Source organism: Streptomyces sp. NPDC014870, assembly GCF_043081505.1.
GTDB lineage: Bacteria > Actinomycetota > Actinomycetes > Streptomycetales > Streptomycetaceae > Streptomyces.
Genome location: NZ_JBIBWQ010000006.1, coordinates 378,674 through 402,043, shown reverse-complemented (window position 1 = coordinate 402,043; position 23,370 = coordinate 378,674). Strand labels below are relative to the sequence as shown.

Here is a 23,370-nt window from a genome sequence, read left to right as displayed (position 1 = left end):
CTCCGCCCCGGCCACCTGTTCGTGGTCTCGTACGGAGTAACGAGCCGAATATCGGACGGTCACGTCATCGGGTGTCCGGAATGCGGAACGGCCCGCGCCGCTTCGAGCGGAAGCGCGGGCCGTTCCGTGCAAGGCGCGGTCGGGTCAGATACCCAGGTCCTTGATGATCTTCGCGACGTGGCCGGTCGCCTTCACGTTGTACAGGGCGCGTTCGACCTTGCCGTCCTCGTCGACGACGATCGTCGAGCGGATCACCCCCGTCACCACCTTGCCGTACAGCTTCTTCTCGCCGAACGCGCCGTACGCCTCCAGGACCGACTTGTCCGGGTCGCCGACCAGGGTGACCTTCAGGTGCTCCTTCTCGCGGAACTTCGCGAGCTTCTCCGGCTTGTCCGGCGACACGCCGATCACGTCGTAGCCCGCGCCGGCCAGCAGGTCCAGGTTGTCGGTGAAGTCGCAGGCCTGCTTCGTGCAGCCGGGGGTGAGCGCAGCCGGGTAGAAGTAGACGATGACCTTGCGGCCCTTGTGGTCCGCGAGCGAGATCTCGTTGCCGTCGGCGTCGGGAAGGGTGAAGGCGGGGGCGGTGTCGCCGGGCTGAAGTCGCTCGCTCATGGCTCTCCTCGGTGATGGTCCGGGCGTACACGCCCGAGCCTAATGGGGGCCTGAGACAGACCACGGACCGAGAAACTGAGAGACTGTCCGTCAAGGACCGATTACGACTACGGAGGCAGCGCGGTGTCGGACGCCAGGACCCCTGCGCAGATCGAGGCGGACATCGTCCGCCGGCGCGACCAGCTTGCCGAGACTCTCGACGAGATCGGCATTCGGATGCATCCGAAGACGATCGTCGGGGACGCCAAGGCGCGGGTCGCCTCGACGGTCGACCACACCGCCGGCCGGGCGTTCGCCGCGGTGAACCGGACCGTCTCCGACGTGAAGGCCCGCTTCACGAACGAGGACGGCGCGCCGCGCCTGGAGCGGGTGGTGCCGGTGGCGATCGTCGCCGTGGCCCTCGTCGGGCTGCTCGCCCTCTCCTCCCGCAAGCGCGGGGCATGACGCGACGCGTGACGCGACGGATGACGCGGCGCATGGCCCCTCCCGCGTACGGGCGACACGCCCGGGCAGGTAGGTTCGGACCGTGAGCGAGAACACCGACGACAAGCTGCCCATCCGGATGCTGCACGACCGTGTCCTGGTCCGGACCGACAACCCCGAGGGTGAGCGGCGCTCGGGCGGGGGCATCCTGATCCCCGCGACCGCCGCCGTCGGGCGCCGGTTGGCCTGGGCCGAGGTCGTCGCGGTCGGCCAGAACGTCCGCACGGTCGAGACCGGTGACCGGGTGCTGTACGACCCCGAGGACCGCGCCGAGGTCGAGGTGCGGGGCATCGCGTACGTCCTGATGCGGGAGCGCGACCTGCACGCGGTGGCCGCGGACCGGTTCGAGGGGTCCAAGGACACCACGGGGCTGTACCTCTAGCTCCGAGCCGACCGTCGGCGAGGCCTGGTGACCGGTGTCACCAGGCCTTTTGCCTGTTCTTTGCTACTCTGGGGACACCCGACGAGACGCGCCGTACCGGGCTCACGCAAAGACGACGCACCCCTGTTGATCCGTCTCGCGGAGGTGTTCGTCGTCATGGCCTGGGTTCTTCTCATCGTCGCCGGTCTGCTCGAAGTCGGCTGGTCCATCGGCATGAAGTACACGGACGGTTTCACCCGTCTCTGGCCGAGCGTCTTCACCGGCGCCGGGATCGTCGCCTCGATGGTGCTCCTCTCGCACGCCGCCAAGACCCTGCCGATCGGTACGGCCTACGGCGTCTGGGTCGGCATCGGCGCGGCCGGTGCGGCGGTGCTCGGCATGGTGGTGCTCGGTGAGCCGGCGACCGCCGCCCGGATCTTCTTCGTCTGTCTGCTGCTCGTGGCCGTGGTCGGTCTGAAGGCGACCTCGGGTCACTGACGCGGCTGCGGAACCGGCTGCGGTAGAGGCTGCTGCAGAGCCGGCTGCGGCAGCGGAGCCGGCTGCGGTACTACCGGCTGCACGGCGTCCTCGCCCGGGCGGCGCGGGCGCTCCGGGCCGGCCTGGGCGGTGTCCGCCGGTGCGGAGTCCTCCTGGACGGCCCCTGCGTCCGGATGCCCGTTCGTCCCTTCCTCCCCCTCCGCCGGCGGCTCCGGCAACTCCTGCTGAGGGGGGTCGAAGGGGTCGAGCCATCCCTCCGCGCCCGCGCCCGGCTGGAGATCGAAGTCCCGGGGCTCGGTGCCCGCGAGGGCCTCCCGGGTGAACTGGGCCCAGATCTCCGCCGGCGCTCCGCCCCCGTTGATCCGGGGTAGCCCGAGCGCCCCGTACAGCGGTTTCTGCTCACCCGTCTCCGGGTCCTGGCCCATCATCGTGACGACCGTCGCGAGCTCCGGGGTGTACCCCGCGAACCAGGCGGCCTTGTCGTCCTCGGCCGTGCCCGTCTTGCCGGCCGCCGGCCGTCCCGCCGCGAGCGCCGCCGTTCCCGTACCGCTCTCCACGACGCTCCGCAGCACGGCCGTCGTCCCGTCGGCGGCCTCCCTGCTCACGGCCTGCCGGCTCTCGGCGGCCGGCAGGCCGATCACCTCGCCGTCCTTGGTGACCTGCTCGACGAGGCTGTACGTGCCGTGGCGGCCGTGGTTGGCGAGGGTGGCGTACGCCTCGGCCATGTCGAGGACGCTCGCGGTGGCCGGGCCGAGGGCGATGGATGGGGAGGAGTTGAGGTCGGGGGTGCGCGCGGGCAGGCCGAGGGCGACGGCGGTCTCCTTGACCCTGGCGGGTCCGACGTCCACGGCCATCTGCGCGTAGACCGCGTTGACCGAACTGTCGGTGGCGGTCCGGACGGTGATGTCGCCGTACGAGGCGTCGTCCTCGTTGGCGGGGGCGTAGAAGGCCCCGGTCCAGCCCTGGACGGGGCGCTTGTCGGTGCCGTCGTAGTAGGTGTTCGGGGTGATCGGCTCGCCGTGCTGGGTGAGTGAGGCGTGCTGGAGGGCGGCGGTGAGCACGAAGGGTTTGAAGGTGGAGCCGACCTGGTAGTCGCGGCGGGTGGCGTTGTTGACGTACTGCTTGGTGTAGTCGATGCCGCCGTAGAGGGCGAGGACGCGGCCGCTCGCGGGGTCGATGGCCGCGCCGCCGACCCGTACGTAGCGGTCGGTGGGGTTCTGGGCCGGGTCGAGCCGGGACATGACCTGTGTGTCGACGGCGGCGACGAAGGCGTCCTGCTTCTCCTTCTCCAGGGTGGTGGTGATGCGGAAGCCGCCGCCGGCGAGGGTCTTCTCGTCGATGACGCCGTGGTCGGTGAGGTAGTCCTCGACCGCCTGGACGAGGTAGCCGCGCTGGCCGGAGAGGCCGGTGGCGGGGCGGGCGGTCTGCGGGGTCGGGAAGGTGGCGGCGGCGCGGCCGGCGCGGGAGAGCCACCGTTCCTTGACCATGCCGTCCAGGACGTAGTGCCAGCGGGCGAGGGCCTTGGCCCGGTTCTCGGGGTGGGTCGCCACGTCGTAGGCGTTGGGTGCCTTGAGGAGGGAGGCGAGGTACGCGCCTTCGGCGGTGTCGAGGTCGGTGGCGTCCTTGCCGTAGTAGGCGCGGGCGGCGGCCTGGATGCCGTAGGCGTTGCGGCCGAAGTAACTGGTGTTCAGGTAGCCCTCGAAGATCTGGTCCTTGCTCTTCTCGCGGTTGAGTTTGATCGCGATGAAGAACTCCTTCACCTTGCGGGTGACGGTCTGTTCCTGGCCCAGGTAGTAGTTCTTGACGTACTGCTGGGTGAGGGTGGAGCCGGACTGGCGGCCCTTGCCGGTGAGCGTGTTCCAGGCGGCGCGGACCATGGCCTTGGGGTCGACGGCGCGCGCGGAGCGGAAGTCGCGGTCCTCGGCGGCGAGTACGGCGTGCCGGACGGTGAGGGGGACCTGCGCGAGGCGGACGTTCTCGCGGTTGACCTCGCCGTCGCGGGCGAGGGGGGTGCCGTCCCGGTAGAGGTACACGTTGGACTGGGCGGTCGCGGCGGCGTTGGCGGGCGGGATCTCGACGAGCAGGTAGCCGGCGGCGAAGGAGCCTGCGCCCAGCAGGACGGCGAGGAGGAACGTGCCGGCGACGGCTCGCAGGAAGCGCACGGGACGCGAGCGCCGGGGGCGGCGTTTTCGGGGTGGTGCGGGGACGGTGGGGTCCCTGGGCGCCCAGCCGGGCCGGTGGGGACGATCTGGCTGGTCGTCGCTCATGTCTGGAGCTCCCGTGCCGGATGGAGGAGGGGATGGCCTCCCCATAGTGCACGTTTCATGCCAAAACCTACGTAATCCTACGTATGACGACTCGAAAAGTACGCGCGGTGGCGGAAGGCCGCCCGCTAGGGTTGTGCGCTTTGGTGTGGTTCGGCGATCGACGGAGGGCGGGGCCATGCTGCGGCTGTACGCGACGGTGGCCGCGGGTGGGTTCCGGCGCCATGCGACGTACCGGATGGCCACGGCGGCGGGGGTGTTCACCAACACGGTCTTCGGCCTGGTCCTGTCGTACACGTACATCGCCCTCTGGAACGAGCGACCCCAGCTGGGCGGCTACGACATGGCGGACGCGCTCGCCTATGTGTGGATCGGCCAGGGGCTGATCGCGGTCTGCGGGCTGATGGGCGGCGGGTTCGAGGAGGAGCTGATCGAGCGGATCCGTACGGGTGACATCGCCGTCGACCTCTACCGCCCGGCGGACCTGCAGGCCTGGTGGTTCTCGGCCAACGCGGGCCGGTCCGCGTACCAGTTCCTCGCGCGCGGGGTGGCGCCGATGGTGGTCGGTGCGCTCGTCTTCGACTTCCGGCTGCCGACACGGCCGGTGACCTGGCTCGCCTTCGTGGTGGCCGTCGCGCTGGGTACGGTGGTCAGCTTCGCGATCTGGTACCTGGTCGCGATGTCCGCCTTCTGGCTGATGGACGGTCAGGGGGTGGTGCAGGTCGCGTGGCTGGGCGGGCTCTTCTTCTCGGGGATGCTGCTGCCCCTGAACGTCTTCCCGGGCGCGCTGGGAGAGGTGGCGCGGGTGCTGCCGTGGGCCTCGATGCTGCAGATCCCGGCGGACGTGTACCTGGAGAAGTACCAGGGGTGGGGGCTCGTCGGGGCGTACGCCTTCCAGCTGGCCTGGGCGACGGTGCTGCTGACGGCGGGCCGGCTGGCGCAGTCGCTCGCGACGCGGAAGGTGGTGGTGCAGGGTGGCTGACGCGTGGCGGCGGGACGCGGGACGGCCCGCGCGGAGGGACGGGTGGCCGGACGCGTGGCGAGACGCATGGCGTACGTACCGGATGGTCGCGGGGATGTGGATCCGTTCGACGATGACGTACCGCACCTCCTTCGCACTGACCCTCGTCTCCTCCTTCACGGTCACGTTCTTCGACTTCGTAGTGATCCTGCTGATGTTCGGTCAGGTGCGGGGCCTCGGCGGATTCTCCTTCGCCGAGGTCGCGTTCCTGTACGGGACGACCAGCACGTCCTTCGGTATCGCGGACCTCACGATGGGTTCGCTGCAGCGGATGGGCAGGCGGGTGCGGGACGGCTCGCTGGACCTGTTCCTGCTGCGTCCGGCGCCGGTGCTCGCACAGGTGGCGGCGGACAAGTTCGCGCTCCGGCGGCTGGGCAGGGTGGCGCAGGGCGTCTTCGTCCTCGTCTGGGCCCTGTGCGTCGTCGACGTGGAGTGGACGGCGGCGAAGGTGCTGCTCCTGCCGGTGACGGTGGTGAGCGGCGCGGTGATCTTCATGGCGGTGATGGTGGTGGGCGCGTCGGCGCTGTTCTGGGCGCAGGACGCGGCGGAGGTGACGAGCTCGTTCACGTACGGCGGGAACACGCTGCTCCAGTACCCGCCGTCGATCTTCGCGCAGGAGCTGGTGCGGGGTGTCGTGTACGTCGTACCGCTGGCGTTCGTGAACTGGCTGCCGGCGCTCCACATGCTGGGGCGGGAGGCGCCCGCGGGGGTGCCGGGGTGGCTGGCGTACGGGTCGCCGCTGGTGGCGCTGGGGTGCTGCGGCCTCGCGGGGCTCGCGTGGCGGGCGGGCCTTCGTGCGTACCGAAGCACAGGAAGCTGACGGCTGAAGGCGGAGGGTGGCGGGTGGCGGGTGGCGGGTTTCGAGGGAGGAGCCGGGGCGATGACGTTCATCGACGTACAGGGTGTGGAGAAGGTCTTCTCGGTACGCCGGAAGACGGGACTGCTGCGCAGGGAGCGACACGAGGTGCGGGCGGTCGACGGGATCAGCTTCGGCGTGGCGCGCGGCGAGATGGTCGGCTACATCGGCCCGAACGGCGCGGGGAAGTCGACGACGATCAAGATGCTGACGGGCATCCTCACGCCGAGCGGCGGCAGGCTGCGGGTCGCGGGGATCGACCCTTCTCGGGAGCGGACGCGGCTCGCGCAGCGGATCGGGGTGGTGTTCGGACAGCGGACGACGCTCTGGTGGGACCTGCCGCTGAGGGACTCGTACCGCCTCGCCCACCGGATGTACCGCATCCCGGACGACCGCTTCGCGGAGAACCTGGCGCGCTGCGTCGACCTCCTGGACCTTGGCGAGCTCCTGGACGTCCCGGTCCGGCAGCTGTCGCTCGGGCAGCGGATGCGCGGTGACATCGCGGCGGCGCTGCTGCACGACCCGGAGGTGCTGTACCTGGACGAGCCGACGATCGGCCTCGATGTGGTGTCGAAGGCGCGGGTACGGGAGTTCCTGCGTGAGCTGAACGCGGAGCGGGGCACGACGGTCCTGCTGACGACCCACGACCTGACGGACATCGAGCAGCTGTGCCGTCGGGTGATGGTGATCGACCACGGCCGTCTGATGTACGACGGCGACCTGGTGGGCCTGCACGAGGCGGGCGGCAGCGAGCGACAGCTGGTGGTGGACCTGGAACGCGAACTGCCGCCGATCGAGGTCGGCGGGACCCGCTTCGTCCGCCGGGAGGGCCCGAGGCAGTGGCTGGCGTTCCCTGCGTCGTCCTCGGCGGCCCCGCTGGTGGCGGCGGTGGCGGAGCGGTACCCGCTGGTGGACCTGTCGGTGCGGGAGCCGGACATCGAGGCGGTGATCGCGAAGATGTACGGGGAAAGCTCGGAAACAGGCGGCCACCGGGAACTTGAGGTGCGCCCGGAAAGTCGTTGATGTAGGGAGGTGGGGTGATGAGCGAGACGGAGAGCGAACTGGCTCCTGCGGGGGAGGCGCGACGCCGGCCCCCGCTGGTGGCGTTCTCGTACACGGCGGCGGACGCGGAGCGCCACCGCGGGGTGCGCCGGATGAAGACGGTGGCGACGACCCTGCTGGTGGCGGTCGCGATCGTGTACGCCCTGGCGACCTGGGCGGAGCACGCGGGCTGGGGTGCGTGGACCGGCTATGTGGCGGCCGCGGCGGAGGCCGGCATGGTGGGCGCGCTGGCGGACTGGTTCGCGGTGACGGCGCTGTTCCGGCGGCCCCTCGGGCTGCCGATCCCGCACACGGCGATCATCCCGACGAAGAAGGACCAGCTGGGCGCGACGCTCGGCTCGTTCGTGGGCGAGAACTTCCTCTCTCCCGACGTCGTACGGGGCAGGCTGGCCGGGCTCGGCATCGCGGGCCGTCTCGGCGGCTGGCTCGCGGACCCGGACCACGCGGACCGGGTGACCCGCGAACTCGCCACCGCCCTCCGGGGCGCCCTCACGGTCCTGCGGGACTCGGACGTCCAGGCGGTGGTCGGCGAGGCGATCACGCGGCGGGCGGAGGCGGCGGAGATCGCGCCGGGGATCGGCAAGACGCTGGAGAAGATCGTCGCGGACGGGGCGCACCGCAGGGCCGTGGACCTGATCTGCGCGCGGGCGCACGACTGGCTGGTCTTCCACGCGGACTCGGTGATGGACGCGGTCCAGGGCGGGGCCCCGGGCTGGACGCCGCGCTTCGTGGACCGGAAGGTGGGCGAGCGGGTCTACAAGGAGCTGCTGCGCTTCGTCACGGAGATGCGGGACATGCCCGCGCACCCGGCGCGTGACGCGATCGACCGCTTCCTGACGGACTTCGCGGCGGACCTCCAGGCCGACACGGAGACGCGGGCCCGCGTGGAGCGCCTCAAGGCGGACCTGCTGGCCCGCCCGGAGGTCCAGGACATCATCGCCTCGGCGTGGGCGTCGGTACGCGGCATGATCATCGCGGCGGCGGAGGACGACCGCAGCCAGCTCCGCCTGCGCGCCCGGGCGTCCCTGATGTCCCTGGGCGGCCGCCTGGTGACGGACGGCCGTCTGCAGGCGAAGGTGGAGGGCTGGGTCGAGGACGCGGCGGCGTACGTGGTCACGACGTACCGGGACGAGATCACGTCCCTCATCAGCGACACGGTCGCGGGCTGGGACGCGACCCAGACCTCGAAGAAGATCGAGGCCAACATCGGCCGCGACCTCCAGTTCATCCGCATCAACGGCACGGTGGTGGGCGCCTTGGCGGGCCTGCTGATCTACACGGTGAGCAGGGCGGTGGGGGCGTAGGCCTTGGGGGCAGGAGGGGACTGGGCGCTGGGGGCCGGGTCTCGGGGACTGGGCGCTGTGCGGAGCCGGATCCGGGTCTCGGGGACTGGGCGCTGGGCGGGGGTAGGGAGCCCGCCCAGCGCCACCCATGGGGAGGGGCACCGTCCTATACGGACGGAACCCCGCCCCCGTTCAGCCCTTGGCGCCCCGAGTAACAACCCACGAGGTTCCGGCCACAACCCCGGCCACGCCGAACACGGCCGGCCAGGCCCCCACCTTCTTGGCCAAGGGATGCGACCCGGCGAACGCGGCCACATACGCCACGGTGAGCCCGGCGGCCGCCTTCCCGCCTGCGACCCGCTGCCACTCCCGAGCGGAGACCGCCCCGGCCGCCGCAAGCACGACCCCACCGAGGGGCCGCTTCTTGGTCCACCGGGCGACGGCGTATCCACCGACGAGCCCGGCGGCGGCTATGGCGGGAGAGGGGATGCTGGGCATGGCGGGGCCTTTCTCGAGGAGCGGGTCTGACATCGAGCGTAATGCCCGGCTACTCGGCCTCGACTGCCAATCGAGTCGGAGCGTCCCGGTCGGCGTCAGCGAACAGGAGGGTGGGCTCGGTGAGAATGTCGCGGCCGGCTTCGCTCTTGTAGATCTCGTCGACGCTGCCGAAGCGGGCTTCGGAGTAGTCGAGTTCGAGCAGGATGGCAGCCTGTCGGACGGACGCCTCGTCGGGGCCCTCGATCTCCAGGAAGGTGGGGAGGCCGGGCCAGGTGTCGAAGTCGAAGGCGACCTCGCCCAGGCGCCACTCCTCGCGGTAGTTCTCCTGGTAGCGGACCTCGGTGAGGCCGAGCCGGCGGAGGATGTCGGCCATGGCGTGCAGGTCGGTGACCTCGGTCTCGATCTCGGTCGTGCCGTCGATCGTCGTGGCGTCGGTGACCTGCTTGAGCGTGAGCGTCGAGCGAGTCCCCTCATCCCGCAGGCGGAGCCACGCACCGCCCGGGAGGGAGTCGTTCTCGAAGATCTTGCGGGTAAGGAGAGTCCGCGGGAACGCCTGGACTGCGCCGAGGGCGGTGAGCTTGGTCTGAAGGCCGGCGACGTCGACGGCCAGGAACTTCGCCTCGTACTCGTGCTTCATGAGTCCTACTTTCCGTACCAGCGGGGGAGGGTGGACGTTCGGGCCGCAAGGAACAGGCCCATGCGGTGGGTGTGGTCCTGGAGCTGGCCGATGTGTGCCCGCTCGGTGAACTCGTTCGTGCGCAGCGTGAGCAGCACCTCCCAGTCACCGATGAAGTGCTGCCGCAGGCGTTCGGGGGAGGTGTAGTGCTCGACCAGGTGGTGGCGTTTCTCGACGGGCATCATGAACTCCGCGCCGAACAGCCCGCCCGGACGTACCAGACGCTGCATGCGGTCGACGAACTCGGCGAGCGGGCGGTGGTGGTTGGCACTGTAGTGCCATGAACAGCTCGTCCAGACTGCGTCGCACGGGATGCTCAGGGGCTCGCCGTGAAGGAGATCTTCCTCTACGACCCGTACGCGGTCGTGGAGTTCCTCTAGTTTGAGCCGGTCGATCAGGCCCAGCGCGTGGGCGCGATTGTCACCCGGGAGGTGGACCTCGCCACCGTGCAAGGCGAGAGCGTCGCGTTCGATGGCGATGACTCGGTAGTCGGCGGCGGCGAGCGGCAGGACGAACTTGCCGTCGCTCGCGCCGACGACCGCGATGGTGGCCTCAGGGGCAACGCGCTCCCTCAGCCTGGCGAGGAACTGAGGGAAGAAGGTAAGGGTGTGTTCCCACAGGCTCTGTGTCTGCACGGGAGTGTGCTCCTTGCATGTCGGTGGCGACGATCGCCCGGAGGACCTCTTCGGGGCTGAGGTCCGTGGTGTCCACGCGGTGCATCGGGAACGGGGCGTAGGCGTCGGTCACCCGGCCCGTGACGGTCTCGACGAGGGCATCCCAGTGGGAAACTGGCCTGTCCCGCGAGGCCAGGCGTCGCAGGCGCTCGTCCTCGGCACAGACGAGGTAGTAGGTGACGGGCTGGGGCAGGGCGGGCGGCAATGTGATGCCAAGGCCGGCCCCGAGGGCGCGGTGGTTGGCCAGGCAGCGGGCGAAATAGCTCTCCACGACGACCGGGACACCGGCCGCCAGGTGTCGCCCTATCTCGTCGGCCGCGGTGAACAGCGCGGAGAGGTAGAAGCACATCCGCGCCTCGACATTCCTGCGCCTGTCCACCTCACGCCTCAAGGGCTGGAACACGGGTGGCACGGTGGGGACGAGGACGGCCCGGCGGGCCTCGGCCAGCATCGGCGCGATCGTCGACTTACCAGTGCCCCGCAAGCCTTCGAGGCTCTCGAACAGCGGGTGGTCAGGCACGGGCGTACACCACGTCCGGCACCGCGAGCGTGAGCTCGTCCGTGGCAGAGGGCCGGTGGACGACGTTGTTGGCGGACTTCTCGTACCAGAACGCGTGCGAGTCCTTGCCGACGGCCTTGCAGGACATGGTGAGCGCGCCGCGCGGGTCGGCCTCGATCCGCTCGATCTCACCCGGGCCGTCGGCCGGCGCGCAGATCTCAGGCGCGCCATGCTCGGACAGGTCCTCGTCGACGATGACATCGATGGACAGCTCGGCCGTCTGGAGCTGTTCGCGGAGCCTGCTGTACGCGGTCGGTTCGGCGACCAGCAGTTCGGGGTGGTCCGCGGCATTGCCGACCGGCCGCAGGTGGTGCAGCTTCAGCTGACGTACCCCGAAGCGTGTGAGGGTACGGGCCAGGGGCAGCACCTCGCTGATGTTCTGGGAGGTGACCGTCATGGTCACCCCGGTGGGAACACCGAGCCGTCGGGCGAGGGCGAGGGCTTCGAGCGCGCTCTGGTAGCTGCCTGCCTTACGGATACGGTCGTTGGTCGAGCCGATCCCTTCCAAGGAGACACGCAGCAGGTCCAGGTGGGGAGCGATCTCGGTCAGGCGGCGCTCGATCCGGTACCCGTTGGTGCAGATCTCGACCTGCTGGCCCAGTTCCTCCTTGGCGTACTGGACGACCTGGGCGAGGTCCCTGTAGACAAACGGCTCTCCGCCGAGCAGGGTGACGGCCTCGGTGCCGTACTGCTCGCGCATCAGCGTGATGAGGTTGATGGCCTGCTCCGGGGTGAAGGCGTCGGCGTGCTGGAGCCTCTTGCCGTGGAAGCAGTGGTCGCACTCGAAGTTGCAGCGGTACAGCAGCTGGAGGTACAGCATCCGGATCTTCCGGATCCCGGTGACTTCCCCGATCACGTGGGCTCCTTGGGCTGGTTGCCTGATGGGAGCCCTGATAGTGGCCGAGCGTCCCGGGACCCCATCACCGCGTCTAGGGACAGCCCAAGGACGTCCTGGGACGTTTTCCGCGCGCGGCGAGGCTCTCCAGGATCCCGAGGAGTTCTGCCGTGTCCGACAGATCTGGGAGGACCACAGAGGCACCGGCGGCGGCCAACTCCTCGGCGCTGTGGATGCCGGACGCGACCGCGATGATCGCGGAGTCCGTGGTGAGGGCAGCTTCGACATCTCTCGGTGTGTCCCCCACCAGCACGACGGGTACGTTGGCAGCCACGTCGTGGAGCCGGCGGGTACGCTCGCGGGCGACCGCTACCAGGTCAGGACGGAGCTCAGCGTCCGCGCCGTAGGCGCCTGCAGCCAGGTCCAGCAGGGGATCGAGACCGAAGGCGGACAGTTTCACACGGGCGTTGGCGGCGATGTTGCCGGTCAGGACCGAGGACACCCAGCCGTCGTGTGCCGAAGCCGCCTTGAGTGCCTCGTGCACGCCTGGCAGAGCGGTCCCCCGTATCCGGAGATCGTCGAGGCGGTCCTCCCCAGCATGGGCGAGGGCGGCCTCGACAGCGGGCCAGTCCGGCTCGGGCAGACCGTCCCGAAGGAACATGTCGCGCATGATCAGGCGATCCGTACGCCCCTCCGTGCGCGCCGGCCCGGTGGGCCGACGTCCTGCAAGTGCCGAGAATGCGGCCGCGTAGATCTCTTTGCTCACCCCCGCGTTCTCGATGAGGGTGTGGTCGATGTCCCACAGGACGATGAGCTCCATTCCGCCAGGGTAGGTACCTGACGCGACAGAGGTTCCCCGAGAACGTCCCATAACGTCCTTGCGTGATCACGGCGGGCACCGCTTCCATTTGCTCCGTGAACGACCGACTGCACTCCGTGCTTGCCCAGCGCGGCGTCTCACCTGAATCGCTTGCGGAAGTCTGCGAGGTGGACCCCAAGACGGTAAGTCGCTGGCTGGGCGGGCGCGTTCCCCACCCGCGGCACCGATTCCGGGTCGCACGTCATCTGCGGGTGGAGGAGACGTTCCTCTGGCCCGCACCGTCACGACGGGCCGCACGGTCCGGTGAAGGGTTAGGCGCCGAGCTGGTCGGCACCTACCAGAACCGCGCGAGTGTCCCCCGGGACGTGTGGATCTCTTTGCTCCGGGAGGCCCGGGAGGAGATCGGCGTCCTCGTCTTCTCCGGCACCTTCTTCGCACAGTCCAACCCGCACGTCGCCAAGATGCTCGCTGAGCGCGCCGCCGACGGCGTCCGGGTGCGTCTGTGCTTCGGCGACCCGGAGGGGCAGGCAGTCGCCATCCGGGGCCGAGAAGAAGGCATCGGGGACACCCTGGCCGCCAAGGTCCGCGCCTCGATGACGTATTACCGCCCCCTGGTGGCCGAGCCCGGATGCGAAGTACGGCTCCACGACACCACGCTTTACACGTCCCTGTTCCGCTACGACGACAACCTGCTGGTCAACCCGCACGTATGGGGCCAGCCTGCCAGCGCCAACCCCCTGCTCCACCTCAACAAGGCTGACGGCACGGGTTGGTTCGACAACTACGCTCAGAGCTTTGAAGCAGTCTGGGCCGGCGCACGGCCCTGGACACCCGACCAGGAGGCGACCGCCGCACATGGGCAGGACTGAGTACTACAACGACCCCAGCGCGCCGAAGGCGAACACCCTCATCCCCGCCAGCAACCTGCTCGTCGTCGACGACAGCGGCGCGATCCTCCTCCAGCGCCGCCGCGACACAGGTCAGTGGGCTCTCCCGGGCGGTGCCCAGGACATCGGCGAGACGGCGGCGCAGTGCGCGGTACGGGAATGCCTGGAGGAAACCGGCATCGTCGCCGAGATCACCGGATTCCTCGGCGTCTACACCAACCCGAACCACATCGTCGCCTACACCGACGGTGAGATCCGCCAGCAGTACGAGAACACCTACATCGGCCGCCCCGTCGGCGGTGAGCCCACCATCAACGACGAGGCCGACGGAGTCCGCTTCGTCCAGTCGGCCGACCTCGACGCGTACGACATCCACGCCAGTATGCGCCAGCAGATCGGCGACTACCTCGCCGGCACCTACCCCTACCTGGGCTGAGCCGCCAACGCCGCCTCCACCCGTTCCACGGAGGCGAAGATCTCGGGCGACGCTCGACGGATGAAGCGCCCGACAATGCTGTCGGCCCCGTAGCGGCCGAGGATCTCCGCGACGCGCTCCTGCGCGGTGGTCGGGCAGCCGTCGGGCGTGGTCGTCATGTCGCTGTAGACGAGCGCATCGACCAACAGCGGCTCCTCCAACAGCGGGAACTCCGCCCCCAGCTCCTCCCGAAGCCCCCGCTCCTCGGCCTCAAGCAGGGCGAACGAGTGATTCGCAACCAACCGCACCAACCGCTCGTCGGCCCCATGCTCGTCCCGGAGGAACCGGGCACCGTCGAGTGGGTGGAACCCCGTCGCGGCCAGCCGGGGCGCGTAGCCAACGTCATGGAGCACGGCAGCTGCTGCCAAGAGGTCGGCATCCCTATCCAGGATCCGAGCAAGCTCGCTGGCGCGGCGAGCTACCCCCTGCGAGTGTGCCCATCGACGAGGAAGCACATCACGGAGCTCAGCCTCCGCCAGGCGCACTGCCCAGTCGGCGAGGACCTCCTGTGTGGAACCATGCATGCTGCTCATACCAACAAGGCTCTCTTCCTGGCCGCCCCATTCCCGGAGGCTGCCTTCAGATATCCGCGCAGCGAGGCACGCCGTGCTGGGTCCATCGTGGCGTCCGGTGCTTGTCCGCTTCTGCTTCGGCCGCCCTCGTTCCGAGTGTGGCGCCCGGCCCCGGCCCGTCAAGGGCGCTCCTTCGTCGCGTCGGCTTCGCCGATCCCGCTTCGCTCCACCCTTGACCGCCCGACTCCGGGCGCCTCTTCACACTCGGAGGGCGGCCGGGGGCGTGGCCACGCCGCACTGTGTCCGAGCCCGGGGATGTGCGGCGTCTGCGGGTTCGTGGGTGGACTCGCGGCAGTTGCATGGGGCTGCCGGGCCCGGCTTAGCGCGCGCAGGTCGTGGGGCAGCTAGGGTTCATGCCCCGCTGGTCCGGTCGACAGCGGTGGGGGCTTTGGTGGCGCGGGATCGGGGCGCAGACACCGTCGGTCAGGGGGACGAGGCAAGGGCCTAACCACCCGCCGGGCAGGACCAGCGGGGCATGAATCCCGGCTACCCGCTCGCAGCCTGTCGCTGAGCCGGTGCCGTCACCGCCCCATGCCACTGCCGCGCACCCAGAGCCGACCGGCATTGCTGCCCCCACACCCGCCGCAAGCCGAGCCCCTACCCACCGGGCTGCGGCGCTCCCGCGACTGGAGCGATGCCCGGCCCCCCACCCACCGAGCCGCGGGCCGGGCTCGCCACCGGAGCGATGCCCGGGCTGCCCGGTGGCCCCCGCCCCGGGCCGCCCTCCGAGTGTGAAAAGGCGGGTGGAGGTGGTGGGTCAAGGGTGGAGCGGAGCGGAATCGGCGGAGCCGACGCGACGGAGGAGTGCCCTTGAGGCGCCGCCTCCACCCGCCACACTCGGAGAAGAGGGCGGCCACACCAGAAGCTCGCGGACCCGGCCCCGCCCCAGGTCCCAATCCCCGCTGTTCCCAGCGAATCGCTCACCCCAGGCTCCCTACAGCCCCCACGAAAGCTCGCCATGCTCCCGCCTCCACGGCAAGGACGGGCCCCTCAGGTCGCTTCGAGTCTCGTACCAAGGTGCCTGCTGCCGTCCGCGCACACTCCACACATTCAGTGGTGTTCCCCCCGCTGTAGGACGACTTGAACCAAACGTAATTGCGGACGTGCGGCTGAGGTGCGGGCACTACAGCTCCTTGCGAATGCGGTGGATCAGGGATGAAGAGGCTTCCATGTCCAACGCTTGTGCGCGCAGGTACTCGAACGCAAGTCTGTATCGGTTCAGTTCCTGCTCTGTCTCCATGAAGAGCGAGCCGGTGTGCAGGTCAACGTAGACAACATCGAGCGAAGGCTCGGCGCCGCCGAGGATCACGAAGCTGCCCAGTGCTGCGGCGTGCGCGCCCTTGGAGAAGGGCAGTACTTGCAGGGTGATCTGTGCCGTCTCGTTGGCTTCGAGGAGGCGCCCGAGCTGGGTCTTCATGATCTCAGGGGAGCCGACGACGCGGCGCAGAACCGACTCGTCCAGTACGGCCCACAGATGTGGGGGCTTGGGCCTGGTGAGGATCTCCTGGCGTTTCATGCGGATGTCCACCAGTCGCTCGATCTCCGCTGTTTCCAGGCGTAGCTCGTTCGCCCTCTGCAGGCCGATGCTGTAGTCCCGCGTCTGCAGGAGCCCCGGAATGTAGACACAGGAGAAGTGGTCTTCGCGGACAGCCTCGTCCTCAAGCGTGAGCAGCAGGTTCATGTTCTCGGGAATGGAGTCGGCGAACGAGCTCCACCACCCTTGCTGCTTGGCGTCCTTGGCCAGTCCGACGACTGCAGCCCGCTCCGCCTGGCTGGCACCGTACTCGCGGCACAAGGCATCCACGATGGGCCACTTCACTGGACCGGCCTGGGTCTCGTAACGGCTCACGGTGGCCTTGGAAACCCCGACGAGTCGGCCGGCTTCCTCCAGGGTCATGCCTGAGCGTGCCCGCAGCTTGCGCATGGTCGCGCCGAGCTGACGGCGGCGGGTCGTCGTCCTCGATGACAAGGTGGCTGCCCCTTAACTTCGCTTCGTTTGCCACACTCCGGGCGCCAATCAGGCTATGCAGCAACGCCGTGGGAGCCAGTGGAATCACCCGAACGAGTCCGGTGAGAAGTTACATGAGGAGAATTCTCACTGCCATACTCGGGAACCCGGTCACGCAGTGTCGCCGTATGGATGCGGTGGGCGCAGCGCTGGCGTGGCCACGGAGAGGAGCTCTCGTCATGGCTGACTACACACACTCCGAACCGCGACTCCGCAGCGTCATGCCGTTCAAGGCCGAGCCGGCGGAATTGGCGATCTTGCGGAGGCAGGTTCGCTCGGCGCTCGGGCGATGGGGGATCGAACCCGCCGCCAAGGAGGAGGCGGAGCTGGTTGTTACTGAACTTGCGACGAACGTCATCAAGCATGTAGGGGGCGGAGCGGTCGCAACGCTGGTGCTTGAGGCTCTGGATACGGCACTGCGGGTGGAGATCCACGATGAGAGTTCGGTGGCGCCCGTGATCAGCGGCGTCGACGACCACTCTGAGTGCGGGCGGGGGCTGCACCTCTTGGCCGGCATGTCCATGGGCTGGGGCACGCTGGTAACGGTGAGTGGCAAGGCTGTCTGGTGCGAACTGGCGCTGACGCCGTCGGGACAGTGCCTTCGCGTGCAGCGGGCAGCCGCAGTTCTTGAGAGCTACCGGCAGAGCGCCGGGGGCCGGAATCTCGTGCCTACCTATCCTGTGCTGGAGGAGTCGGCCACTGACCTGATCGCCGACCTGCTCCACTGGCTGGCGGCGCAAGGAGGAGACCCGGACGACATCCTCGACCGGGCGCAGATGCATTTCGAAGCGGAGTGTGAAGCTGCGTAGGCCTGATGGTCGAGTTCCGCCCGCACAGTGCGGGCGGAACTCGCCGGCGGCTATTCGATGGAGGCCCGGAGGACTGCGCCGGCATCATCGGGCAAGCCGAACTCGTGCAGCTCAAGCGCGATGCGTATGACGTCTCCTTCGGGGCGATTTCGTCCGTGGATGCCGATGGCCGTGTCCGCCAGCAGAGCCTCCCGCTGGCGCAGTAGGGCGATGGATGCCGCGCTTTCCAGTGGTGTCAGTGACGCTGAAGCGTCTTGGAGCAGGGCGACCGCGTAGCTCGTCTGGCCGGTGCTATGGAGGTGGGCGGCACTGGCGGCTAGCTGCTGGGCGGCAGCCACATCGCGGGCACTCCGCTGCCGGTCCCCTGCTTCGGAGGGGACCGGCAGCGGAGTGCCGCGTACGGATTTCGCACGGGTGCTCGCGCCGCCGATAGTAGAAGTCTGGGATTCGGCCTGATCCTGGTCGGCGAGGAGCCGGCTGATTTCCTCCAGGAGGCGCTCGTTCTCCTGGCGTAACGGAGCGCAGGTCCGGCAGAACCTCGTCTCGGCAGACGCGTGGATCTCCCGCACCTTGTCCAGCGTCAGCCCCACCTCTCCGGGCTCCGCCCTCTCGGTGGCAAGGGCGTGCAGCAGCTCAACGAAGCCGAGGGGAGGCATCCGTCTGCCCCTGCGGTAGCGGGAGATCTGGGTCGGATCCGTATGCCAATTCCTCGAAGCCAGAAGCTCTACGGCTTGCGCGTCTGTGGCTACTGCCAAGTGCCGGTAGAGCTCGGCTATCGCATCGGCAAGAGACTGACGACCCGGCGGAATGTCTGTTCTGCTCTTGCTTCCTGCGCTTCTGGCCGCCATTGCCGCTCCCCTGAGTTGTAGTCAGACCATTGTGAGACAAGGGGTTTGACTACATCGGGCGCAATGATGATTCGGGGTAGACGCCCGGTGCGTAGCCCATGCTCAATAGATGTGCCAGCCGGAAGTTCCGGGGTTGTTGTGCTGTCAGGGAGTTGCGCCTCCTGCAGCACGGCTCCAGATGGTGCTCCTTGAGCGGAGGTTGCACGTGGCAATGCCGTCGTGGCTCGACAAGAAGTTCGGCAGCAAGGTGCGGGCCGGGCTCTGGCTCGCGTCCGAGGTGGGGGAGGGCAATGTCTTCACGAAGGGCCAGCTGCGTGCCGCCTTCCCTGATGTTGCACAGATCGACCGCCGAGTGCGGGACCTGCGTGACCATGGCTGGCAGATCGACACCCGCCGTGAGGACGAGTCGCTCCATCTCGATGAGCAGCGCTTCGTCAAGCAGGGCGCGGAGGTCTGGCTTCCGGGGCAGTCCAAGTCTCCGAAGGAGAAGACGGGCCTAACCTCGGCTCAGCGGACCAAGGTGCTGGTGGCGGACAACTTCCTCTGCCGGTCCTGTGGAATCGGCGCTGGCGAGTCGTTCGGCGATGGCGGTCAGGATGCGCAGCTGGATCTCGCCCGCCGGCAGGTGCTGATGCTGGACGGGACGCGCCAGACGCAGCTTGTGATCGAGTGCAACAGGTGTCGGGTCGGCGGCCGTGAGCGCGCGGCAGATCTCGCCGGCATCATCAGGACGCTGGGACGTCTCTCGCAGTTGGAGCGTGACGTGTTCGCGGGGTGGCTGAACGCCGATCGCAGGGACCCGAGTCCGATGGAGAAGCTCTGGGGTGAGTACCGGACCCTGCCAGAGGAGGCGCGCAGCGCGGTGCGGGACGCCGTCCGCGGCATGGGTAAGTAGCAGACGAGGGGATGCAGGAGCAGATGACGCAGGCTTTTCCGCCGCCGCCGCGCGCTGATGAGTTCAGTGAGCTGGTCAAGAAGCGGCTTGACGATGTGAAGAACTCCGGGAGCACCCGGGAAACGGTTACGGTTGACTGGAATGGTCAGTCGCTGCACTGCGAAGTGATCGACTGTCCGATCGGCGCCGTCTATTTCAACCCCAGTACGCACCGCATCCGGGCGCAGCGCAGTCACAACCCGGCCAAGGATGAAGCGCTGAGCAACGACCCCTGGGGAGGGGAGAGCCAGGAGTACCTGCAGTTCCTCCTTCAGGCCGATCCGGCCAACCCGAGCCGGCGGGATCCGGACTTCGACAAGCTTAAGGAAGACCTCGAAAAGTTCGGGCAGAACGACCCCGGCCTCATCACGCACTACGGGATCCTGGTCAACGGCAACACGCGTACGGCTGCACTTCGTGAGCTTGGTCAGCAGACGATGAGGGTGGGTGTTCTTCCCGAGTCGTTCACCCGGGCGGACATCGACGCGGTGGAGCTGTCTCTGCAGCTCCGCCGGGACCACCGGCGAGACTATTCGTACATCAACCGCCTGCTCGCCATGGAGGAGCAGGCGAAGCTGGGGCGGACGCCCGAGGCCATCGCCAAGGACTTCCGTATCCGGGTGTCCACCTTCCAGCAGGAGCGCTGGATTCTCAGCACCATCCGGGAGCAGATCGACCGCAGTAAGAATGGTGGCGGCATCGGGCTGAGGCTGGTCGATTTCGAAGACCACCAGGAGAAGCTCAAGGAACTGCACCGAGCTTACGAGAAGCTTGCGGCTGCTGAGCCTGACCGAGCGGATGTTCTAAAGGAGCTCCGGATGGCCGCCATCACCCTGGGGTTCGCGAAGACTGATGTGCGGCACATCGATGAGAGCTTCCGGGACCGGTACCTCTCGCAGACGATCCCGGCCGGTTTCAGCGAGCCGACGGTGGAGCAGGCAGCCGTCACTGTGCCGGGATTGGGCGGGGTGACGCTGCCGGGAGCCTCCTCCGCGGTATCCGTGGCTCGCGCGCTCAACGACAAGGTGCTGCGTGCCAAGGCGACGGTCGGCACATCGGGAACCCTGGTCCCGGAGGAGGATAGGCGCAAGGCTCAGGATGTCTTCGAGGGGGCAAAGGACGCCTTCGACAAGGCGATTGACGCGGCTGGCCGTGATGCCCGCCTGAAAAAGCGTAAGCAGCTTGCGCCTGCCCGGCTCGCCGACGCTTGTGCCAACATCGACCAGACTGTTGTTGAGCTTGTGCAGGCGCGGGCCTCGCGCAGCCTCGATGAAGAGGCGTTCGACGAAGCAGTGTTGAAGCTGCGGGCGAGTCTCCGCAAGCTTGCCCAACAGGCGGGTCGCGGGACCGCGACGCCTGGTGACGGCGTGGCTTGGTTGCTTGAGGCCGTCGCCCTGGAGGCTTCCTGATGACGGAGGCTACCGCCACGGTCTCGCTCCGCCTCGACTTTGATGAGACCCGTACCAAGGTCGTCCTCCGGACGACTGATGACTACCGAGACGATCTCGTCCAGCTGGCCGCCCGCTTCCGTTCGGGCGGCCAGCTGGGCCCCCTCGCCGCCGCTGTTGAGCTCAATGACCTGCTTGGGGGGCTTAACGCACTCTCCTCCTGGCCACATGCGGCAGGAGTTGAGTGGGCACCAGAGCTGCAGGAGCTGGTGGTTGGAGTCCTTCAGGACGCCCAGGCGGTCAAGCAGCGCTTGGACTCTCCGGACCACCATGGAGAAGTCCTCTCCGACGAAGTGCCCTTCCTGCTCGGTGAGGAATGGAAAGCCGACCTCAGCGACTTTCAACGGCGGGATGTCGCGAAGTTGCTGTCGCTTCAGCACGGTGCCAACTTCAGCGTTCCTGGCGCCGGTAAGACTCGTGTTGGCCTCGCCGTGTACGCCACGCAAAAGGCGCAGGGGAAGGCTAGCCGACTGCTTATTGTCTGCCCGAAGTCCGCGTACGAGTCGTGGCAGTACGAGAGCGCTGTCTGCTTCCGACACCCTCTGCGCACCGACATTCTGGACAAGGCCTACGACCAGTGGGCGGAGGTGTTGATCGTCAACTATGAACGGCTGGACCGTTCGCTTACGATGCTCGCGGCCTGGCTAAAGGCCGGACCATCAATGATCATCCTTGACGAGGCGCACCGTATGAAGCTCGGTGCCCGTGGGACGTACGGTGCTGCCTGTATGGCGCTCGGCCCCCTTGCCCGGCGCAGGCTGATCCTCACCGGTACGCCAGCCCCCAACGGGGCGAAGGACTTGGAAAATCTTCTCGGCTTTGTCTGGCCTGGGCACGGGCAGAGGACCGTGACACAGGCGGTAGCCGGCGGCGATCTCGCCTACGCGAGCACGGTCTTGCGACCGTTGTTCACCCGTACGACCAAGCAGGAACTCGGTCTTCCGCCAATGTCGCTCCAGATGCGCTACGTCGACATGCCGCCACTGCATGAGGAGATCTACACCTCGCTGGTCGGGGGTGAGGGCAGCGGCGCGGTCCGGGATGACCTCAGTGCTCTGGGTAAGACTGCCCTGCGCTTGCTGATGGCTGCTGTTTGCCCCGCTCTCCTGACGGAAGGCGCGAACCGCTACGACCCGCTTGCTTACCAACTGCCCCCGCTGGACGTGCCGCAGGGAAGCTCGCTGTACTCGCTGATGCAGAACCTGCCGGACCACGAGATGTCCCCGAAGTACCAGGAAGCTGCGTTCATTGTTGCCGAGAATGCGGAGAGAGGCCGCAAGACGCTGGTCTGGACGACATTCGTCAGGAGCCTTGCCACGCTGGAAAGGCTGCTGGCCAAGTTTGGTCCCGCGGTGGTGTACGGCGGTACTCCAGACCGGGAAGAGCAGCTGCGCCGCTTCCGAGAGGACCCGGACTGCATGGTGCTGGTCTCAAACCCCGCCACTCTAGGCGAGGGCATCAGCTTGCATCAGGTTTGTCACGACGCCGTATACGTGGACCGGGACTTCATGGCTGGGCGCTTCCTTCAGAGTATGGATCGCATTCACCGTCTTGGACTGGCGCCTGACACGGACACCAACGCCACGGTTTTGGTGGCCCGCAACACGATCGATGAGGTGGTCATGACGAGGATGGAACAGAAGCTTGAGTTCATGGGCAAGATCCTCGATGACCCGTCCGTACAGCAGCTCGCGGACCTTGAGGAGGAGCCCTCGGTGGCTGCCGGGCTCGCCCCGAGCGACATGGAGGCCCTGCTGAGTCACATGGGAGTGCGTGCAACGGGCTGATCGCTTCGTGATGGGCGGGGCGGGGTGGTGCTGTAAGCCCGCGCCAGTGCATCAGCGATGGCTCGGCCCACCGCTTCCGCTACCGGTGGCGGGAAGGCGTTGCCCACCTGCCGGTACGCGGATGTCTTACGTCCGGCGAATACCCAGTCCCCAGGGAACCCTTGCAGGAGCGCCATCTGGCTAAGTGTGAGCTTGACCGGTAGAGGGTCCCCTGGTGCCGGAGGTGCGTCGGCAATGCCAGAGCCGTTGACACCCATCTCCGCCCAGGCCTGCCGTGCGCGGGAGGGGCCGAGATCTGGGCCGCCGTGTTTGCGTGAGCCGCCGCAGAGCGTGGGCGCGATGCGCTGCGCCTGCTGTGCCCAGGCATCGGCGAGTTCCCACCCCCGGGAGGCCATCGACTGGTGGAGCACGGACCCCACAAAGGGAGCTGGGGATGCACTGGCGGTGGGATCTGGCCATCGGAAGTGCGGGAACGCACGTTGTTCCAGAGCGACGAGCACCGCCCGTGGGCGGAGCTGGGGCACGCCATAGTCGCAGGCGTAGAGCAGCCGCCACCCCGCTGTGTACCCAAGCTGGGTGAGCTGGTCGAGGATGCGGGCCCGATATGTTGCGAACCTTTCCTGAAGGAGTCCCCTGACGTTTTCGATCAGCACTGATCGGGGCCTGAGGTCACGGACAAATGAGATGGCCACAGGGAAGAGGTCGCGTTCGTCTTCGGCTCCGAGCTGACTGCCGGCCATGGAGAACGGCGGGCAGGGGACGCCCGCCGCGAAGAGGTCGAGCGGTTTGGAGTCTGGCCGCAGTGACTTGCGATCAAGGCTCCGGACGTCTGCCTCCACCACATTCCACCAGGGTCTGTTCGTGCGGAGTGTCCGGCAAGCGTCCTCGTCCTGCTCTACGAGCGACAGGTGTCGGAACCCGGCAGCGTGAAGCCCCAGAGCCTGTCCTCCGGCGCCGGCGCAGATTTCGACACAGAGGAGCGTTGGGCTGGCAGGAGGCGCGGTCGGCACGGTGAGTCTTCCCTCGGCGTCAGGGGTTCGTACTGCAGTGCAGCTTGCCGCCACTTGCCGCGGCAAGTGGCGGCAAGCTACCCTCTTCAC

At 68.2% G+C, this 23,370-nt stretch carries 26 protein-coding genes and 1 riboswitch; of the genes, 13 read left to right on the top strand and 13 right to left on the bottom strand.

Annotation, left to right across the window (positions count from 1 at the left end):
* Positions 1-144 precede the first annotated feature (144 nt).
* The gene (gene bcp / locus ACF09C_RS19855; RefSeq protein ID WP_392092839.1) at positions 145-612 is read right to left on the bottom strand and encodes a thioredoxin-dependent thiol peroxidase; all 468 of its coding nucleotides are present in this window, start codon (positions 610-612) and stop codon (positions 145-147) included.
* A gap of 123 nt (positions 613-735) precedes the next feature.
* On the opposite strand from bcp, the gene ACF09C_RS19850 reads away from it, so the two are divergent.
* The 3 genes from ACF09C_RS19850 (at position 736) to ACF09C_RS19840 (ending at position 1,954) form a co-directional block, all read left to right on the top strand.
* Positions 736-1,056 carry a DUF3618 domain-containing protein gene (locus ACF09C_RS19850; protein WP_362426188.1) on the top strand — a complete coding sequence of 107 codons (321 nt, stop codon included), beginning with the start codon at positions 736-738 and terminating at the stop codon, positions 1,054-1,056.
* Between the two features lie 82 nt (positions 1,057-1,138).
* On the top strand, positions 1,139-1,477 hold the full coding sequence (locus ACF09C_RS19845) for a GroES family chaperonin (RefSeq protein ID WP_392092837.1): 339 nt from the start codon (positions 1,139-1,141) through the stop codon (positions 1,475-1,477).
* A gap of 52 nt (positions 1,478-1,529) precedes the next feature.
* Positions 1,530-1,599: riboswitch (guanidine-III (ykkC-III) riboswitch) on the top strand.
* Positions 1,600-1,633: 34 nt separating this feature from the next.
* Positions 1,634-1,954, top strand: coding sequence for a multidrug efflux SMR transporter (locus ACF09C_RS19840; protein ID WP_362011746.1), 321 nt, complete (start codon positions 1,634-1,636; stop codon positions 1,952-1,954).
* Here ACF09C_RS19840 and ACF09C_RS19835 read toward each other — a convergent pair.
* Positions 1,948-4,221, bottom strand: coding sequence for a transglycosylase domain-containing protein (locus ACF09C_RS19835; protein ID WP_392092835.1), 2,274 nt, complete (start codon positions 4,219-4,221; stop codon positions 1,948-1,950). The two genes, ACF09C_RS19840 and ACF09C_RS19835, sit on opposite strands and share 7 nt — an antisense overlap.
* Positions 4,222-4,399: 178 nt before the next feature.
* Here ACF09C_RS19835 and ACF09C_RS19830 point away from each other — a divergent pair, with 178 nt between their 5' ends.
* From ACF09C_RS19830 to ACF09C_RS19815, 4 genes are all read left to right on the top strand, one after another.
* Entirely contained in the window at positions 4,400-5,200 is an 801-nt protein-coding gene (locus tag ACF09C_RS19830) for an ABC transporter permease (protein ID WP_392093012.1), read from the top strand.
* A gap of 82 nt (positions 5,201-5,282) precedes the next feature.
* Positions 5,283-6,059: an ABC transporter permease gene (locus ACF09C_RS19825; RefSeq protein WP_392093010.1), complete on the top strand. Its 777-nt coding sequence runs from the start codon at positions 5,283-5,285 to the stop codon at positions 6,057-6,059.
* A gap of 60 nt (positions 6,060-6,119) precedes the next feature.
* Complete coding sequence (locus ACF09C_RS19820; protein ID WP_392092834.1) at positions 6,120-7,118, top strand: ATP-binding cassette domain-containing protein; 999 nt, start codon at positions 6,120-6,122, stop codon at positions 7,116-7,118.
* Positions 7,119-7,135: 17 nt separating this feature from the next.
* The gene (locus tag ACF09C_RS19815) at positions 7,136-8,461 is read left to right on the top strand and encodes a DUF445 domain-containing protein (RefSeq protein WP_392092832.1); all 1,326 of its coding nucleotides are present in this window, start codon (positions 7,136-7,138) and stop codon (positions 8,459-8,461) included.
* A 171-nt stretch (positions 8,462-8,632) separates the two neighbouring features.
* On the opposite strand, the gene ACF09C_RS19810 is transcribed toward ACF09C_RS19815, so the two are convergent.
* From ACF09C_RS19810 to ACF09C_RS19785, 6 genes are all read right to left on the bottom strand, one after another.
* Positions 8,633-8,938: a hypothetical protein gene (locus ACF09C_RS19810; RefSeq protein WP_392092830.1), complete on the bottom strand. Its 306-nt coding sequence runs from the start codon at positions 8,936-8,938 to the stop codon at positions 8,633-8,635.
* Between the two features lie 49 nt (positions 8,939-8,987).
* Positions 8,988-9,575 carry a class IV adenylate cyclase gene (locus tag ACF09C_RS19805; RefSeq protein WP_392092829.1) on the bottom strand — a complete coding sequence of 196 codons (588 nt, stop codon included), beginning with the start codon at positions 9,573-9,575 and terminating at the stop codon, positions 8,988-8,990.
* 5 nt (positions 9,576-9,580) lie between these two features.
* Positions 9,581-10,249 carry a class I SAM-dependent methyltransferase gene (locus ACF09C_RS19800; protein WP_392092827.1) on the bottom strand — a complete coding sequence of 223 codons (669 nt, stop codon included), beginning with the start codon at positions 10,247-10,249 and terminating at the stop codon, positions 9,581-9,583.
* Positions 10,167-10,808: a hypothetical protein gene (locus tag ACF09C_RS19795; protein WP_392092825.1), complete on the bottom strand. Its 642-nt coding sequence runs from the start codon at positions 10,806-10,808 to the stop codon at positions 10,167-10,169. The genes ACF09C_RS19800 and ACF09C_RS19795 overlap by 83 nt, the downstream gene beginning before the upstream one ends.
* Positions 10,801-11,703 (bottom strand): radical SAM protein, encoded by a 903-nt coding sequence (locus ACF09C_RS19790; RefSeq protein ID WP_392092823.1) that lies wholly within the window; start codon positions 11,701-11,703, stop codon positions 10,801-10,803. Before ACF09C_RS19790 ends, ACF09C_RS19795 begins: the two co-directional genes overlap by 8 nt.
* A gap of 73 nt (positions 11,704-11,776) precedes the next feature.
* Positions 11,777-12,502: an HAD family hydrolase gene (locus ACF09C_RS19785; RefSeq protein ID WP_392092821.1), complete on the bottom strand. Its 726-nt coding sequence runs from the start codon at positions 12,500-12,502 to the stop codon at positions 11,777-11,779.
* A gap of 95 nt (positions 12,503-12,597) precedes the next feature.
* On the opposite strand from ACF09C_RS19785, the gene ACF09C_RS19780 reads away from it, so the two are divergent.
* Positions 12,598-13,371, top strand: a complete 774-nt coding sequence (locus ACF09C_RS19780) for an XRE family transcriptional regulator (RefSeq protein WP_392092819.1) — start codon at positions 12,598-12,600, stop codon at positions 13,369-13,371.
* Positions 13,358-13,825 carry an NUDIX hydrolase gene (locus ACF09C_RS19775; protein ID WP_392092817.1) on the top strand — a complete coding sequence of 156 codons (468 nt, stop codon included), beginning with the start codon at positions 13,358-13,360 and terminating at the stop codon, positions 13,823-13,825. Before ACF09C_RS19780 ends, ACF09C_RS19775 begins: the two co-directional genes overlap by 14 nt.
* Here the strand turns inward: ACF09C_RS19775 and ACF09C_RS19770 are convergent.
* From ACF09C_RS19770 to ACF09C_RS19760, 3 genes are all read right to left on the bottom strand, one after another.
* Positions 13,813-14,397, bottom strand: a complete 585-nt coding sequence (locus ACF09C_RS19770; protein ID WP_392092815.1) for an HD domain-containing protein — start codon at positions 14,395-14,397, stop codon at positions 13,813-13,815. The genes ACF09C_RS19775 and ACF09C_RS19770 overlap by 13 nt on opposite strands.
* 959 nt (positions 14,398-15,356) lie before the next feature.
* Complete coding sequence (locus ACF09C_RS19765; protein WP_392092813.1) at positions 15,357-15,560, bottom strand: DUF397 domain-containing protein; 204 nt, start codon at positions 15,558-15,560, stop codon at positions 15,357-15,359.
* Positions 15,560-16,405 carry a helix-turn-helix domain-containing protein gene (locus tag ACF09C_RS19760; protein ID WP_392092812.1) on the bottom strand — a complete coding sequence of 282 codons (846 nt, stop codon included), beginning with the start codon at positions 16,403-16,405 and terminating at the stop codon, positions 15,560-15,562. The genes ACF09C_RS19765 and ACF09C_RS19760 overlap by 1 nt, the downstream gene beginning before the upstream one ends.
* A 218-nt stretch (positions 16,406-16,623) precedes the next feature.
* Between ACF09C_RS19760 and ACF09C_RS19755 the strand changes: the two genes are divergently transcribed.
* Entirely contained in the window at positions 16,624-17,253 is a 630-nt protein-coding gene (locus ACF09C_RS19755; protein WP_392092810.1) for an ATP-binding protein, read from the top strand.
* 50 nt (positions 17,254-17,303) lie between these two features.
* On the opposite strand, the gene ACF09C_RS19750 is transcribed toward ACF09C_RS19755, so the two are convergent.
* Positions 17,304-17,909, bottom strand: coding sequence for a hypothetical protein (locus ACF09C_RS19750; protein WP_392092808.1), 606 nt, complete (start codon positions 17,907-17,909; stop codon positions 17,304-17,306).
* 403 nt (positions 17,910-18,312) lie between these two features.
* Here ACF09C_RS19750 and ACF09C_RS19745 point away from each other — a divergent pair, with 403 nt between their 5' ends.
* From ACF09C_RS19745 to ACF09C_RS19735, 3 genes are read left to right on the top strand one after another with little or no spacing between them, the layout of a single operon-like run.
* Positions 18,313-18,996, top strand: coding sequence for a hypothetical protein (locus ACF09C_RS19745; protein WP_392093008.1), 684 nt, complete (start codon positions 18,313-18,315; stop codon positions 18,994-18,996).
* A gap of 11 nt (positions 18,997-19,007) precedes the next feature.
* Positions 19,008-20,444: a hypothetical protein gene (locus tag ACF09C_RS19740; RefSeq protein ID WP_392092807.1), complete on the top strand. Its 1,437-nt coding sequence runs from the start codon at positions 19,008-19,010 to the stop codon at positions 20,442-20,444.
* Positions 20,444-22,270, top strand: coding sequence for a DEAD/DEAH box helicase (locus ACF09C_RS19735; RefSeq protein ID WP_392092805.1), 1,827 nt, complete (start codon positions 20,444-20,446; stop codon positions 22,268-22,270). The genes ACF09C_RS19740 and ACF09C_RS19735 overlap by 1 nt, the downstream gene beginning before the upstream one ends.
* On the opposite strand, the gene ACF09C_RS19730 is transcribed toward ACF09C_RS19735, so the two are convergent.
* A complete protein-coding gene (locus ACF09C_RS19730) occupies positions 22,243-23,280 on the bottom strand; it encodes a DNA cytosine methyltransferase (protein ID WP_392092804.1) in 1,038 nt (345 codons plus the stop codon). The two genes, ACF09C_RS19735 and ACF09C_RS19730, sit on opposite strands and share 28 nt — an antisense overlap.
* Positions 23,281-23,370: the final 90 nt, after the last annotated feature.